Below are 14,305 nucleotides of genomic sequence, written 5' to 3'. Positions count from 1 at the left end.
GAGGGTGAGCAAACCATGAACATGAACGCGTCGACCCTGTTCCAGCTGGCGCTGATGGGTATTTTCATCGCCAGCATTCCGCTGACCATGGTCTGGCTGTCGTCGGACGCCAACAAATACCGCAAGCTGGTCTGGATCATGGCCTTCCTCACCTTCGACCTGATCGTGTTCGGCGCCTTCACGCGGCTGACCGATTCGGGCCTGGGCTGCCCGGACTGGCCGGGCTGCTATGGCGCGGCCAATCCCTTCATCGCGCACGAGCAGATCGCCGCGGCCGAGGCCCTGATGCCGACCGGGCCGGTCACCAAAGTCAAAGCCTGGATCGAGATGATCCACCGCTACCTGGCGATGGGCATCGGCGTGTTGATCATGGCCTTGATGTTCCAGTCGCTGCGCCAGTGGAAGAAGACCCGCCGCGAGGCCTTTGCGCCGGCGCTGCCGGTAGCCCTGTTCCTGTTCGTCTGCGTGCAGGGCGCCTTCGGGGCCTGGACCGTGACCCTGAAACTGCAGCCGGTGATCGTCACCATCCACCTGCTGCTGGGCATGGGCTTGCTGGCGATGCTTGCCTGGCTCGGCGGGCGCGAGGACTTCCTGCTAAAGCCGCCGGCGCCGGGCACGGACCTGGCCGGCCTGCGCGCGCTGCGCACGCTGGCGCTGGTCGCCGCCGTGGTACTGACCGTGCAGATCGCGCTCGGCGGGTGGGTAAGCACTAACTACGCGACCCTGGCCTGCGACGAATTCCCCCTGTGCGACAGCAGATTCATCCCGGAGATGGACTTCGAACACGGGTTCACCTTGTGGCGCGAACTGGGCAAGACGGCGGCCGGCCACTACCTGCAATTCTCGGCGCTGGTGGCAATCCACTGGGTGCACCGCAATTTCGCGATTGTGGTGACGCTGGTGCTGGGCCTGGCTGCCTGGCGCGCCAGCCGCCAGCCGGCGCTGCGCCGCACCGGCGGCCTGATCGCGCTGGTGCTGCTGGCCCAGCTGTTCACGGGCGTGGCGACGGTCTTTTTCGACTTCCCGCTCGCCATTGCTGTGTTGCATAACGCAGGGGCGGCGCTCCTCGTCCTGCTGGTGACCATGTTAAACTACAAGGTCAAGCACCTGCTCGACGTGTCGCAGCGCACCCCCGCGCAAGTCCACGCTCCCGCGAATTCGTATCGATGACCACCCAGACCGCCCTCCAACCGACGAGCCGCATCTCCCAGTACTGGACGCTGACCAAGCCCCGGGTGACCCAGCTTGCCGTGTTTTGCGCCATCATCGGCATGTTCCTGGCAACCGACGGCTTCCCCGGCTGGCGCGTGCTCATTGCCGGCACGGCCGGCATCTGGCTGCTGGCCGGCGCCGCCTTTGCCGTCAACTGCCTGATCGAAGCGGAGATCGACTCGCGCATGGCGCGTACCGCACGCCGGGCCACCGCACGCGGCGAACTGACGCGCAACCAGACCCTGGTCTTCTCGGCCATCATCGGCGGCCTGGGCATGTTCGTGCTGTACGCCTTCGTCAACGCGCTGACGATGTGGCTGACCTTCGTTACCTTCGTCGGCTATGCCGTGGTTTATACGATTTACCTGAAGCCGGCCACGCCCCAGAACATCGTCATCGGCGGCCTGTCCGGCGCGATGCCGCCGGCCCTGGGCTGGGCGGCCGTGGCCAACGAAGTGCCGATGCAGGCCTGGCTGCTGGTCCTGATCATTTTCGTCTGGACCCCGCCGCATTTCTGGGCGCTGGCCATGTACCGGCGCGACGACTACGCGCGCTCGGGCCTGCCGATGCTGCCGATCACGCACGGCATGGACTATACCGGCCAGCAGGTCTGGCTGTATTCGCTGGCCCTGTTCGCGACCACCATGCTGCCCTTTGCGGTGCGCATGAGCGGCCTGATCTACCTGGCGGCGGCGATCGTCCTCAACCTGCTGTTCCTGCGCCATAGCTGGCGCGTGCACAAGCACTATTCCGACCAGGCCGCGCGTAAGGCCTTTGCCTATTCGATCCTGTATCTGTCGCTGCTGTTCGCGGCGCTCCTGGTCGACCATTATTTTCGGTTTTAATTCGCAGGGTCCGACATGAAACGACTGATCACCGCCGGCATGCTCGCGCTGGCCTTGCTGGCCGCCGGCTGCGACAAGCTCTCCTCGAAGCCGGCCGCCTTCCAGAACACCGACCTGACCGGTCTCGACTACGCCAAGGGCTTTTCGCTGACCGACCATACCGGCAAGGCGCGCACCCTGGCCGACTTCAAGGGCAAGCTGGTGGTGCTCTTCTTCGGCTACACCCAGTGCCCGGACGTGTGTCCGACCACGATGGCCGAAATGGCCGCCGTGCTCAAGGAACTGGGACCGGCCGCAAGCGAAGTGCAGGTGCTGTTCGTCACGCTCGACCCGGAGCGCGATACCCAGGAACTGCTGGCGTCTTACGTGCCGGCGTTCGACAAGCGCTTCCTCGGCCTGCGCGGCACGCCGGAACAGACGGCGGCCACCGCCAAGGAATTCAAGGTCTTCGTCGCCAAGGTGCCGGGCAAGGAGCCGGGCAGCTATACGGTGGACCACACGGCCGGCAGCTATGTGTTCGACAAGGATGGACGCGTGCGTCTGTTCCTGCGTCATGGACAAGGTCCCGCGCCGATCGTCCACGACCTGCGCCAGCTGTTATGATTGTCCTGTAAAGACAACTCATCACGCCTGGAATGGAACCACGCGCCGGCAGAAACTACACCCGCATCGCCACGGTCGTCCTGCTGACGCTGGGCTGCCTGTTCGTCCTCAAGCCTTTTCTCCCGGCGATCCTGTTCGCGGTCGCCGTCGTCATCTCTTCCTGGCCGCTCTACCTGCGGCTGCTGCGCGCCATGCGCGGGCGCCGCACGCTGGCGGCGCTGACGATGACGCTCTCGCTCACGCTGCTCGTGATCATCCCACTCGCGACCGTCGCCTACAACCTGGCCGACGACGTCGCCACCACCTTCGGCCAAATGCGCTACGCGCTCGAGCATGGCGAACTGCTGCCCCCAGGCTGGGTGCGCAACCTGCCCTTCATCGGCGGCTCCATCGATACCTATCTGCGCGAACTCATTGCCAGCCGCGAGCAGATGCTGGCGCTGGCCCAGCGCATGCTCGAGCCGGCGCGGCATGCGCTGATGACGGGTGGCCTGGTGCTGGGCACGGGCGTGCTTCAGATGAGTCTTGCCGCTTTTGTCAGCTTCTTCGTCTACCGCGACGGCCACTCGCTGATCGCCGTGACGTCCAGCATGATGACCAAGGTGATGGGCGAGGGCGCCGAGTCGGTCGCCGACATCGTCAGCCAGACCACGCGCGGCGTCATGTACGGCCTGCTCGGCACGGCCCTGGCCCAGGCGCTGCTGGCGGCGATCGGCTTCGCGCTGGCCGGGGTGCCGGCAGTGCCGCTGCTGTCGGTGATGGTGTTCGTGACCTCCCTGGTGCCGTTCGGTCCGCCGCTGATCTGGGGCGCGGCGGCGATCTGGCTGTTCGGCCAGGGCAGTACCGGCTGGGGCATCTTCATGGTGATCTGGGGGACCTTCCTGATCAGCGGCGTCGACAACGTGGTGCGGCCGATGCTGATCAGCCGCGGCACCAGCTTGCCCTTCCTGCTGACGCTGCTGGGCGTGCTGGGCGGGGTGATCGCGTTCGGCGTGGTGGGGATGTTCATCGGGCCGGTGCTGCTGGCGGTCGGTTATTCGCTCATGAGCGAATGGACCGGGACGCGGGATCCGATCGTGGTGCAGAAGGGCGACCTGCCGCCGGCCTGAGGCGTTTCGATCACGCCGATGTTGTAACGCGTGGGCTACGCCATGACGATCAGGAGCCGACCTTCTTGCGGCACTCCGCCGAAGCGGCCTGCAGGCGGATCTGCAGGTTCTTTTGCATGTTCGGAGGCGCCGGCGTCCCCAGGAACATGTTGTTCTTTTCGGCCTGGGTGAAATTGTCGTAGTAGGTGTCATACACGCAGGTGCAATAAGGCTTCGCCAGCTTGGGATCCTTGGGCGCGTTTTTGTCCAACTCGATCACCGTCATGCATCCATCGGCATTCATCTTCTTCAGGCCGTCCAGCCTGTCGTCGGCATGGGCCGAAAAATGCAGGGCGATGGCAGCGATCATGCCGGCGAGTTTCAATCCGTGTTTCATGTCATTCCTTTGCGTGATGGATGGTTTCTACAATGGTCGGGCGTGCCTTGTCCGCCCACGCCTCAGGTACGCTTGACCAGCTCGACGCGCCGGTTTTTGGCGCGTCCCGCCTCGTCCTTGTTATCGGCCACCGGCTTGGCATCGCCCAGACCCAGGGTACTGAGACGCTCCTTGGGGATGCCCGCGGCAATCAGTGAACCCATCACGGCGTCCGCCCGCTGCTGCGACAGGGCCTTGTTGTGCGCCGGATCGCCGACATTGTCCGTATGGCCTTCGATGGTCAGCTTCAGGGAAGGGTCCTTCTCCAGGAGCTTGGCGATCTCGTCCACGGCCGGCCTGCCATCCGGGCGAATGCCGGCCTTGTCCGTATCGAAGTTGATATACAGCGCGACGTGGCCGGCCGACGCCAGCTGGCTTTGCATGGCATCGGCCGTGACAAAGGCGACTGTCTGCTTGAACGGCTGTTCCGCCACCGCGCGTGTGATGACGTAGCTGTTGTTCGACATGAGCACGATCCACACCAGCTGGTCGGGTTTCCGTACCAGATAGACGTCGTAAGTCGTGCCCGAGTCAAAGCGGGTTTTCTGCTCGTTTGCCGAGGTTTCTTTGCTCAAGGCGGGAGCCAGTTCGGAAGGTGCCGCATCGTTGACCTTCACACCACCCATCTGTGCGATCAGGTTTTCGTAATTGCGCCGCGCTTCCGCTTCGCTCATATGTGCATCGCTCAGGTAAAACTTATGTGACTCGACACGGCCTTCCACTTTCCTGAGTTGCTTTCCGGTGACCACGTAGAGCGAATCGAAATTCGCCTTGTCCGTAAAGCGTCCCCCCTCGCCAATGCCTGGAGGGTATTCCAGATAAGGGAAGGGTGGCAGCACGCCATTACTGACCGGGATTTTTTCGATATCGAACTGTGCCCTGGACGCCTGCGCGCCGCCGTTAGTCGGCGCAGCACCCGCTGCGGTCGACTCTGGCGATGAGATCGCGGTAGCGGCCGCGGTGTCTGGGTGCGGTGCGGGGGCTTTTGGTTTACAGGCAGCCAAGCAAAAGCTCACGGCTGCCAGAACGATAGCTGCAGGGTATTGGCGCATGTTCGTTTCAAAGAATTGAGATGTGCAAGATTTTAACGGATGTTATTAAAACCGTTATTGAAAGTAATTCAAAGTGTTTAAAAAATTCACTTGGGAAACTTTAGATAAGGTATATGTTTTCCTGTTTTAAATCTTCCGGTTATCGTCAGTTACTCAACAGGAATCCGATGCCGAAGGATACGGCGCTGGCAGCAACTAACCAGTCCAACCTGCTCGCCGATATCCTGCCCGGGGCGGTGCCATCGAAAGGACCCGTCCTCACCAACGGCGTCGTCGTCGGCGACAGGGTACGCGCCAGACGATTGTGCTCACGCCCGACGCCGGCAAATGCGCGGAGGGTGGTCCGGCCACGGCAAAGGGTTCGACGGTCGTGACGATCACGACCCCGCTGGGCACCGTGACGAGCTTGCCGGTCACGCTGACGTATCCGGTAGCGGCTCCTTGATCGCGCGGCACGGCAATGGGCGCGCCAGGTGACGCGCAGGCGGCCGCTGGTGCGCCGCCATTCCACACCCTCGACCGGCGCTGGCTGCTGGTGCTGTATGCGGTAGTGCCGTTTGCCCTGGGCGTCATACTGCTCGACCAGCTGGTGCTGGACAGCTATCTGCGGCAGGCGGTGCTACCGGTGGCGCCCGAAGAATGGCCGGCGTGGACGATCCTGTTCGGCATGCCGCACGTGATCGCCGGATTGCTCACGATGGCCGACCGCGAATACCTTGGCTATTACCGGCGCCGCTTGCGCTGGCCATTGCTGGGTTTCGGCGCGATCTCGATCGCGGCGGCAACCGGGCCGGGCCAGCTTACTTTCAGCGTCGCGCTCTGGCTCGGTTTTTACACGGTCACGCATTTGCTGACCCAGCAGATCGGCCTCGCCTTCACGATGCTGCGCAAGCCGCCCCTGGGCTGGATGCGCCTGTGGAAATGGACAATGCTGGTATTCGGTGTGCTCGTGTACGCGGGACTGTATCTCGACACGAACCTCCCTGCCGCGTCGCTGGGCGGCCTCGATCCGCATGCGCTCGTAGTGCTGGGCGGGGCGGCGCTGCTGGCGCCCCTGCTGGTGTCGACGGCGTTCCTGGCGCGCTGCGCGGTCGACCGCTGCGCCGTCGTTTATGTGTGGAGCAACTGGGCCATGATGGCGGCGGTCCTTGCCGCTTTCGTCTGGCGCTATCCCGTATTCATTCTCCTGATTCCGCGCATCATCCACGACCTGACCGCCTACCTGGTCTATTTCAACCACGACAGCAACCGCAATGCGCAGCACGGCCATAACCTGCTCTACCGGCGCGCGCGGCAGGGGCGCACGGTGGCATTCTGGATCTTGCCGACAGTATCGGTCGGGCTGGCATATGCGCTTCAAATCAATGAGCTTCCGCTCTTCATCGGCATTAATTTTTTCCTGACTTTCATGCATTACCACATCGAATCGGTCGTGTGGCGCCGTCCGCACCTGCACCGCCAGTTCATGGTGCTGTCATGAGCGCAAGCCTCCCGGCCAGCGGGGTGGTGGCGCAGCATGTCCCGGGACTGGCCGGGGCCGGGGCCTTGCTGCTGAAATCCGGCCTGGGCCTGGTGTTCGGCGTGGCGCTGACCATGGCTTTCGCGCCGGCCGAGGCATGGTGGTTCGCACCGTATTGCGTGGCTGGCCTGATGCTGCTGGTGAGCGGGCAGGGGCGCAGCGCCTTCGCCATCGGCGGCTGTTTCGGACTGGGCTGGTTCGGCGCGGGATTCTGGTGGATTCTGCCGGCGCTGGACAGCTTTTCGGACGCGGGCATGCTGTTCAGCTTCCAACTGACGGCGGCCCTCGTCGTGTACCTGAGCCTGTTCCCGGCCTGCGCCGCCGTCGTGCTTGCCCGGTGCCGGCAAGCGGCCAAGCCGGGCTTGCGCGGCCGTTTGTGGAGCGCTACCCGGATGGCGCTGGTATTCGCGATGGCGGAGTGGGCGCGCGGGACGCTGTTCGGCGGCTTTCCGATGCTGTCGACGGGCTATGTGCACACCAGCGGCCCGCTGGCCGGATTCGCGCCCATCGTCGGCGTTGTCGGGCTGGGCTTCGTGAACGCGTGGATCGCGGCGCTACTGGCATGCGCGTGCTGGCAGGTGCGCGCAAACCAGAGCCTGCGCTTGTGGCTGGAGACGGGGATAGCTGTCCTGCTCGTGCTCGCCGGCGGCGCGCTGTTGCGGCAGATCGACTGGAGCACGGATACGGGACGCACCCTGGCCGTGAGCCTGTTGCAGGGCAATCTGGGGCAGTCGGAAAAATTTACCGATGCCGGCTTCGCGCGTGCCGTGAACGTCTACGGGAACATGGCGGCGTCGGCCCGGGGCCAGCTGACGGTCCTGCCCGAAACCGCGTTGCCGCTCGAATGGTCGATGATGCCTCCTGCAGTCGGGCAGGCCTTCCAGGATATCGCCGACACAACAGGTTCAACCATTGTCATCGGCAGCGTCGTGCACAGCGCCGGCAGTGCCGGCGCCGAGGGCCAGCTGATGAACAGCGCCATCGCCCTGCGCCCGCGCCGTGCCGGCACAAACGCCACGCCCTACCGCTACGACAAGCACCACCTGGTGCCCTTTGCCGAATCGCTGCCGCGCGGCAGCGGATGGATTGGCGAGCGGCTCGGCATGGCGGGCAATGGCCTGACGCCGGGCCGTCCCGGGCAGCCGCCGCTGATGGTCGATGGCGCCCGTGTCGCACTGAGCATCTGCTTCGAGAATTTGTTCGAGACGGCGATCGCGCGCCAGGCCAGCGACGCGGACGTCATCCTTAACCTCACCAACTTCGCCTGGTTCGCCGGCTCCTACGCGCCGGTGCAGCACCTGCAGGTGGCGCAGATGCGCGCCCTGGAAAACGGGCGCTGGTTCATCCAGGCATCGAATACGGGGGTAACGGCGCTGATCGATGCCCGCGGCCGCGTACAGGCGCGCCTGCCGGAAAACGAGCCCGGCGTGCTGGCTGGACGGGTGCGGCTACTGGCTGGAAAGACGCCATTCATGGTGCTTGGGAACTGGCCGCTGTTGCTGGCGTCAGCGCTGTGCCTGCTGTGGCCGCTGAAGCGCTGGACGCAAAAAAGGCGTCACGATCGCGCTTGACCGGCCAGCAAGGCGCGCAGCTTGTCGAAATCGATCGGCTTGGTCAGGTGATGGTCGAACCCCGCCGCGAACGCCAGCTGCTTGTCCGATTCCTGTCCCCAGCCCGTGGCCGCGACCAGCAGCAGGCCGGCGCCGCCCGGCAGCAGGCGCACGCGCCGGGCCAGTTCGTAGCCGTTCATGTCGGGCAGGCCGATGTCGAACAGGGCGACCTCGGGCGCAAATCCTGGCAGTGCGTCGAGTGCCGCCGCCGCGCTGTGCACTGCGCGCGCGCTGCAGCCGTAGAGTTCCATGAACATGACCAGGGTTTCGGCGGCATCCTCGTTGTCGTCGACGATCAGGATCCTGCGTGGCTGAACGGCTGCAGCAGGCGATGCCGTGGCCAGCGCGCGTGCAGGCGCCAGCGCCAACGGCAGGCGCACCGTGAAGGTACTGCCATGGCCTTCGCCCGCGCTGGCCGCGCTGATGCTGCCGTCGTGCAGGGCGAGGATGCCGCGCACCAGCGCCAGGCCGATGCCGAGTCCGCCCATGGAGCGGTCGAGCGCCGGCTTAAGCTGGGAAAACATGCCGAACACGCTGTCGAGTGCGTGCGCCGGGATGCCGATGCCGTTGTCGCGCACTTCGATCAACGCCTGGCCGTCCTCGTGCCAGCAACGCAGCGTGATCATGCCGCCGTCTGGCGTGTACTTTGCCGCGTTCGTCAGCAGGTTGACGACGACCTGGGTCATGCGGGTGACGTCGGCGTCGACGATCACATCGGGCATTGGCAGCGTGACGCTCAACGTGTGCCCGGCGGCCGTCATCTGGGGGGCCGCGTCGTGCGCGGCGCTTTGCAGGATTGCGGCAAGTCCGATCGGGCTGCGGCGCAGCTCCATCCGGTTCTGCGTGATGCGCGAAATATCCATCAGGTCATCGACCAGATGCGTCAGGTGGTGCAGCTGCCGGTCGAACACCGCCAGCAGCCGTGCCGGCGGCGGGCCGTCGGCGCGGCCCAGCTTGAGTACCTCGATCGCGCTGCGCATCGGCGCCAGCGGGTTGCGCAGTTCGTGCGAAAGGGTCGCAAGGAATTCGTCCTTGCGGCGGTCCGCGTCGGACAGCGCCTCGTTCAGTCCACGCAGTTGCTGCTCGGCTTCCAGCTGGGCCGCCAGGGCCTGTTCGGCGCTTTTGCGCGCTGCGAGCAGTTCGCGTTCGTAGGAGCGGCGGTCCCTGGCGACAAACAATGCCCATTCGTCGAATACCTGGTCGCCGTGGCGGCGCCGTGCGATGTTCGCTAGCATCGGCACGCGCTGCCGCTCGCGGTCGAACAACTCGACCTGCAGTTCGGCCACCGAACCTTGCATCTGCAGGATCGGCTCGCAATGGGTCTGGTGGAACAGGCGCGCCCCGACGGGCAGCCGGTCGTGGATCCGCACCTGGTTGACCAGTTCGTGCGCCTCGAAGCCCAGCCAGCGGCACAGGGTTGTGTTGACCCGCAGGATCAGGCCCTTGGTATCGGTGACGAGGAGGCCGCAGCCGGCGTGTTCGTACAGGACCTCGAGCGCAGGAAGACCCGCGTCGGATGTCATTTTAGTTGGGTGGCGAGGAAGTCGTCGATGGCGCGCGTGCTGGCACACGGGGCGCTCATGTGCGGGCAGTGGCCGATGTTCTCGATCACGTGCAGTGCGTTGTGCGGCAGGTGCGCGTGCAGGTAGTCGCCAACCGTGCGCGGCGCGATCATGTCGTCGCTGCACTGCAGGATCAGCGCCGGGGTCGTCGACTGCGCGACGTCCGCGCGATGGTCCGACAGGAAGGTGACCTTGGCGAAGTGCCGTGCAAGCTCCGGATCGTTGCGGCAGAAGCTGCTGGCCAGTTCTTCCGTCAGCTCCGGCTGGCCTGGCGCGCCCATGATGGCCGGTGCCAGGTTGCTCGACCAGCCGAGATAGTTCGAGTCCATGGTGTCGAGCAGTTCGTCGATGTCGCCGCGCGAAAAACCGCCGACATAGTCGCCGTCATTGATGTAGCAGGGCGAGGGGCCGATCATGATCTGGGCCACAAAACGCTCTGGCGCCCGAATCGTTGCCAGCATGCCGATCATCGCGCTCACCGAATGGCCGACGAAGATAACCGGCCCCTCGGCACAGGCGGCGATGATCTCGAGCAGGTCCTGGGCATGGCCGTGCAGGCTGCCATACTTCGTACGGTCATAGCCGGACAGGTCGGAGGCGCCGCTGCCCATCAGGTCGTACTTGAGGACCCGGAAGCGGTCCTCGAAGGCCGGCGCCATCAGCCGCCACATGTCCTGGTTGCACCCAAAGCCATGCGCGAAGACCATGGTCGTGTTGCCGCTGCCTAAAATGGAAACGTTATGGCGAGTATGTACAGGCATGCTGTTTTCCAAAGTCAGAGGACTCAGACGCTTATCAATTAAATATTATAACGCCTAACAGCCTAGCCAAGATCATCATCGTCCTCGCCGCGGGCCAGGCGCGGGATCACCTTCACCAGCAGGATGCGCGGTCCATTGGTCTTTTTCACGACCACGTCGAATTTCGGGAATTCGATGCGCTGGCCTTGCTTCGGGATGTCGCCCAGCTTTTCCATTAACAGGCCGCCGACCGATTCGACGTCGTCCAGGCCCATTTCCTCGTTGTCGATGTCGATCCCGAGCAGGCGTTCCAGCGAATAGATCGGCAGGGACGCCTTGCCGATATAGGTGCCGTCCGACTGCGGCAGCCAGTCGTTTTCGTTCATGCGGAATTCGTCGCGGATCTCGCCGACCATTGCCCCCAGCAGGTTGTCGAGCGTGATGAAGCCGACCGGGCGCTTGCCCTTTTCGCCGATCAGCGCGAAGTGCGGTGCGCCGGTGCGGAAACGCCGGAAGATGTCCTGCGCCGGCGTACGTGCCGAGATGGTCTCGACCGGCCGCAGGAATTGGGTCAGGTCGCTGATGTCTTTCCCGGCCTGCTGGGCGAAGAACAGGTCTTTCAGGTGGATCACGCCCAGGACTTCTTCTCCTTCTTCGTCGAAGAAGGGGTAGCGCGAAAAGCGGTTGCGGCGCACGGTGTCGAGGTTTTCCTCGATCGACAGGTCTTCGTGCAGGGCGATCACTTCGTTGATCGGCCGCATCAGGTCGGACACGGCCATTTCGGAAAACTCGAGCGATTGGGCCAGGATGTGGCGTTCGTCGTGGGTGAATTTATCCGCGCCGGCGCCGGCGCCCGTGTTGGTGCTGGTGTTCGTGCGCAGGATGAGTTTCAGTTCGTCGGTCGAATAATGGGTGTCGTGGCTGCCGCTGCCGGCCAGGCCCGCCAGGCGCAGCACGCCGTTCGCGCTCTTGTTCAAGACCCAGATTGCCGGGTACATGGCCCAGTAAAAGCCGAAGAGCGGCAGTGCGCACCACAGCGCGACCGATTCCGGCAGCCGGATTGCCAGCGTCTTGGGCGCCAGTTCGCCGACCACGATGTGCAGGAAAGAGATGACGCTGAAGGCGACGACGAAGGAGACGCCGTGGATCAGTTCCGGAGAGGTCACGCCGACGAGCGCGAACAGCGGCTCGAGCAGGCTGGCAAAGGCAGGTTCGCCAACCCAGCCCAGACCGAGCGAGGCGAGGGTGATGCCGAGCTGGCAGGCCGACAGGTATTCGTCGAGCTGGCCATGGACCTTGGCCAGGATGCGCCCGCGCAGGCCGGAGGTTTTGGCAATCGCGCGCACGCGGGTCTTGCGCAACGTGACGATACTGAATTCGGCCGCCACGAAGAAGCCGTTCAGGGCAACCAGGAAGATCGCCAGAACGACAAATAGAATATTTTCCATATAAAAGCAGAGTTAATAAAAGGCAAAGCTGATGAGCATTGTACAAGGTTCCCTTGCTTCAACCTCCGGCAAGCGTTCCCTGATGCGCCGCCGCCAGGATCGCCTCGACCGCCGGATGGACGATCTTGCGTTCGTTGGAGATGGCATAGAACTGCTCGCGCACCTCGGGTACCCGTCCCACCAGCACCGCCTGCAGCTGTTCCAGCAGGTCGCCGGCGAGCGCCGCCGGCGCAAAGAACAGGCCCAGGCCGCGCCGGCCGAAAGTATTCAATAGCGCGTTGTCCTCGAACTCGCCGACCACGTCCGGATGTACGCCGCGCAGCTCGAACCATTCGTCGATCTTGCCGCGCAATGCATTATTGCGTGTCGGCAGCAGGAAAGGCGCGCCATTCAATTTCTTCGGGAAATCTTGCGCATAGGTCGCCGCCAGCTCGGCCGTGCCGACCACCGTCATCTCGCTTTCGAACAGCATGTGGCTGAACACGCGCAGGGTACCGCCTTGGGGCAGGGCGCGGTCGGTCAGGACCAGGTCGAGTTTATGCAGGGCCAGGTCGGCCAGCAGCGACTCGTACTGGTCTTCCGAACAAACCAGGCGCACCGGCGTGGCCAGGCGCGTGGTCGCTTCCAGCAGGCGGTAGGCGGTCAGCTTCGGGAGCGAATCGGAAATGCCGACCGACAGGCGCGTGCGCAGGGTCGAGGTCTGGTCGAGCGCGTCCTGCATCTGCTCGCCGAGAAGAAAGATCTGGTCGGCATAGGTGAGGGCAAGGCGGCCCGCTTCGCTCAGCACCAAGCGCCGTCCCTGCTGGGTAAACAGCGACTTGCCCACCGACTGCTCGAGCAAGGTGATCTGGCTGCTGACGGTCTGGACCGCAAGATGTAATCGTTCGGCCGCCCGGGTGATGCTACCCTCCTTGGCAACGACCCAAAAGTAGTACAGATGCCGAAAATTGGTGCCTGCGTGTTTCATGTCTTCCGTTTTCTCGAAGTAATCCTTCGATTATCTTCGCTTTTTCAATAAGCCGTATAGCCGTACACTGCGTTCTATCAATTCAAGATTGAAGGAACAACAATATGCCGAACTTTTTAATTGAAAGGAAATCAACATGAAGCACTTTAGAGGATCTTTCCTCGTTACGGTTATCTGCCTGACGCTGGCAGCCTGGTGGGGTTACGAGCATGGCGGCGTATCAGGCGCGCTGACCGCGCTGGGTATTGCCACCATCCTGTCGGTGATGGAAGTGTCGCTGTCGTTCGATAACGCCGTGGTCAACGCCTCGGTCCTGAAGGGCTGGAACGAGTTCTGGCTCAAGCTGTTCCTCGGTCTTGGCATGATCATTGCCGTGTTCGGCATGCGCCTGGTGTTCCCGCTGGTCATTGTCGCGGTCGCAGCCGACCTCGGCATGACCGAAGTCTGGAACCTGGCGCTGAACGATCCGAAAGCGTTCTCCGGCCACCTGACGGCGCACCATGCAGAAGTGGCGGCCTTCGGCGGCATGTTCCTGATGCTGGTCTTTCTGAACTTCCTGCTCGACGACGAAAAGGAAACCCACTGGCTGGGCAACTTCGAGAAGAAACTCGGCACCTTCGGCAAAGTGTCGTCGATTTCGGTGATGCTGTCGCTGGCGGCGTTGTTGTTCGCCTCTACTTTTGTGGACGATGCCCAGCGCATGATCGTGCTGGTCGCCGGTATCTACGGCATCCTGGTTTACGTCGGCGTGGACATGATCAGCAGCTTGCTGGAAAAGAGCGAGTCGGATGAAAACAGCAATGTCGGCGACATGGTCAAGACCGGCGGTATCGGCGGCTTCCTGTACCTCGAAGTGCTCGATGCATCGTTCTCCTTCGACGGCGTGATCGGCGCGTTTGCCATCACCAGCGACGTCGTGATCATCATGCTGGGCCTGGCCATTGGCGCGATGTTCGTGCGTTCGATGACGGTCTACCTGGTGCGCAAGGGTACGTTGGACGAGTTCGTGTACCTGGAGCACGGCGCGCACTACGCGATCGGTATCCTGGCCGTGATCATGCTGGCCAGTATGAAGTTCCACGTGCCTGAGCTGGTGACCGGCTTGACGGGTGTGGCCTTCATTGCCGCCTCGCTGTGGTCGTCGATCCAGTACAAGAAGAAGCATGCTTTGCTTGAGGCGCACGAAGGTGCCAAAGAGCTGGCGTAAGTAGGGCGGGCGGTGG

The 14,305-nt window shown here is 63.6% G+C and carries 13 protein-coding genes; 7 read left to right on the top strand and 6 right to left on the bottom strand.

Annotation, left to right across the window (positions count from 1 at the left end):
- Positions 1-21 precede the first annotated feature (21 nt).
- Genes NMB41_RS20120 through NMB41_RS20105 form a run of 4 tightly spaced genes read left to right on the top strand, consistent with a single transcriptional unit; the run spans position 22 to position 3,769 of the window.
- Positions 22-1,170 carry a COX15/CtaA family protein gene (locus NMB41_RS20120; protein ID WP_494382877.1) on the top strand — a complete coding sequence of 383 codons (1,149 nt, stop codon included), beginning with the start codon at positions 22-24 and terminating at the stop codon, positions 1,168-1,170.
- Complete coding sequence (gene cyoE, locus NMB41_RS20115; RefSeq protein WP_494379568.1) at positions 1,167-2,057, top strand: heme o synthase; 891 nt, start codon at positions 1,167-1,169, stop codon at positions 2,055-2,057. The genes NMB41_RS20120 and cyoE overlap by 4 nt, the downstream gene beginning before the upstream one ends.
- A 15-nt stretch (positions 2,058-2,072) precedes the next feature.
- Positions 2,073-2,660, top strand: a complete 588-nt coding sequence (locus tag NMB41_RS20110) for an SCO family protein (protein ID WP_494379567.1) — start codon at positions 2,073-2,075, stop codon at positions 2,658-2,660.
- 32 nt (positions 2,661-2,692) lie between these two features.
- Positions 2,693-3,769: an AI-2E family transporter gene (locus NMB41_RS20105; protein WP_494379566.1), complete on the top strand. Its 1,077-nt coding sequence runs from the start codon at positions 2,693-2,695 to the stop codon at positions 3,767-3,769.
- 49 nt (positions 3,770-3,818) lie between these two features.
- On the opposite strand, the gene NMB41_RS20100 is transcribed toward NMB41_RS20105, so the two are convergent.
- On the bottom strand, positions 3,819-4,145 hold the full coding sequence (locus tag NMB41_RS20100; protein WP_494379565.1) for a hypothetical protein: 327 nt from the start codon (positions 4,143-4,145) through the stop codon (positions 3,819-3,821).
- A gap of 62 nt (positions 4,146-4,207) precedes the next feature.
- Positions 4,208-5,236: an OmpA family protein gene (locus tag NMB41_RS20095; RefSeq protein ID WP_494379564.1), complete on the bottom strand. Its 1,029-nt coding sequence runs from the start codon at positions 5,234-5,236 to the stop codon at positions 4,208-4,210.
- Positions 5,237-5,696: 460 nt separating this feature from the next.
- On the opposite strand from NMB41_RS20095, the gene NMB41_RS20090 reads away from it, so the two are divergent.
- Positions 5,697-6,716: a hypothetical protein gene (locus NMB41_RS20090; protein ID WP_494379563.1), complete on the top strand. Its 1,020-nt coding sequence runs from the start codon at positions 5,697-5,699 to the stop codon at positions 6,714-6,716.
- Positions 6,713-8,326, top strand: a complete 1,614-nt coding sequence (gene lnt / locus NMB41_RS20085) for an apolipoprotein N-acyltransferase (RefSeq protein ID WP_494379562.1) — start codon at positions 6,713-6,715, stop codon at positions 8,324-8,326. The genes NMB41_RS20090 and lnt overlap by 4 nt, the downstream gene beginning before the upstream one ends.
- Here lnt and NMB41_RS20080 read toward each other — a convergent pair.
- The 4 genes from NMB41_RS20080 to nhaR all read right to left on the bottom strand — a co-directional run bounded on the left by NMB41_RS20080 (position 8,311) and on the right by nhaR (position 13,082).
- The gene (locus NMB41_RS20080) at positions 8,311-9,888 is read right to left on the bottom strand and encodes a hybrid sensor histidine kinase/response regulator (RefSeq protein WP_494379561.1); all 1,578 of its coding nucleotides are present in this window, start codon (positions 9,886-9,888) and stop codon (positions 8,311-8,313) included. The genes lnt and NMB41_RS20080 overlap by 16 nt on opposite strands.
- Complete coding sequence (locus NMB41_RS20075; RefSeq protein ID WP_494379560.1) at positions 9,885-10,688, bottom strand: alpha/beta fold hydrolase; 804 nt, start codon at positions 10,686-10,688, stop codon at positions 9,885-9,887. Before NMB41_RS20075 ends, NMB41_RS20080 begins: the two co-directional genes overlap by 4 nt.
- 62 nt (positions 10,689-10,750) lie before the next feature.
- Positions 10,751-12,115 (bottom strand): hemolysin family protein, encoded by a 1,365-nt coding sequence (locus tag NMB41_RS20070; RefSeq protein ID WP_494379559.1) that lies wholly within the window; start codon positions 12,113-12,115, stop codon positions 10,751-10,753.
- 58 nt (positions 12,116-12,173) lie between these two features.
- Positions 12,174-13,082 (bottom strand): transcriptional activator NhaR, encoded by a 909-nt coding sequence (gene nhaR, locus NMB41_RS20065; protein WP_494379558.1) that lies wholly within the window; start codon positions 13,080-13,082, stop codon positions 12,174-12,176.
- A gap of 136 nt (positions 13,083-13,218) precedes the next feature.
- On the opposite strand from nhaR, the gene NMB41_RS20060 reads away from it, so the two are divergent.
- Entirely contained in the window at positions 13,219-14,289 is a 1,071-nt protein-coding gene (locus tag NMB41_RS20060; protein WP_494379557.1) for a DUF475 domain-containing protein, read from the top strand.
- The last annotated feature ends 16 nt before the right edge of the window (positions 14,290-14,305 follow it).

This window comes from Massilia sp. FBCC-B171 (assembly GCF_059134155.1).
The sequence above is the reverse complement of the archived record's forward strand: the minus strand, read 5'-3'. Positions and strand labels throughout refer to the sequence as shown.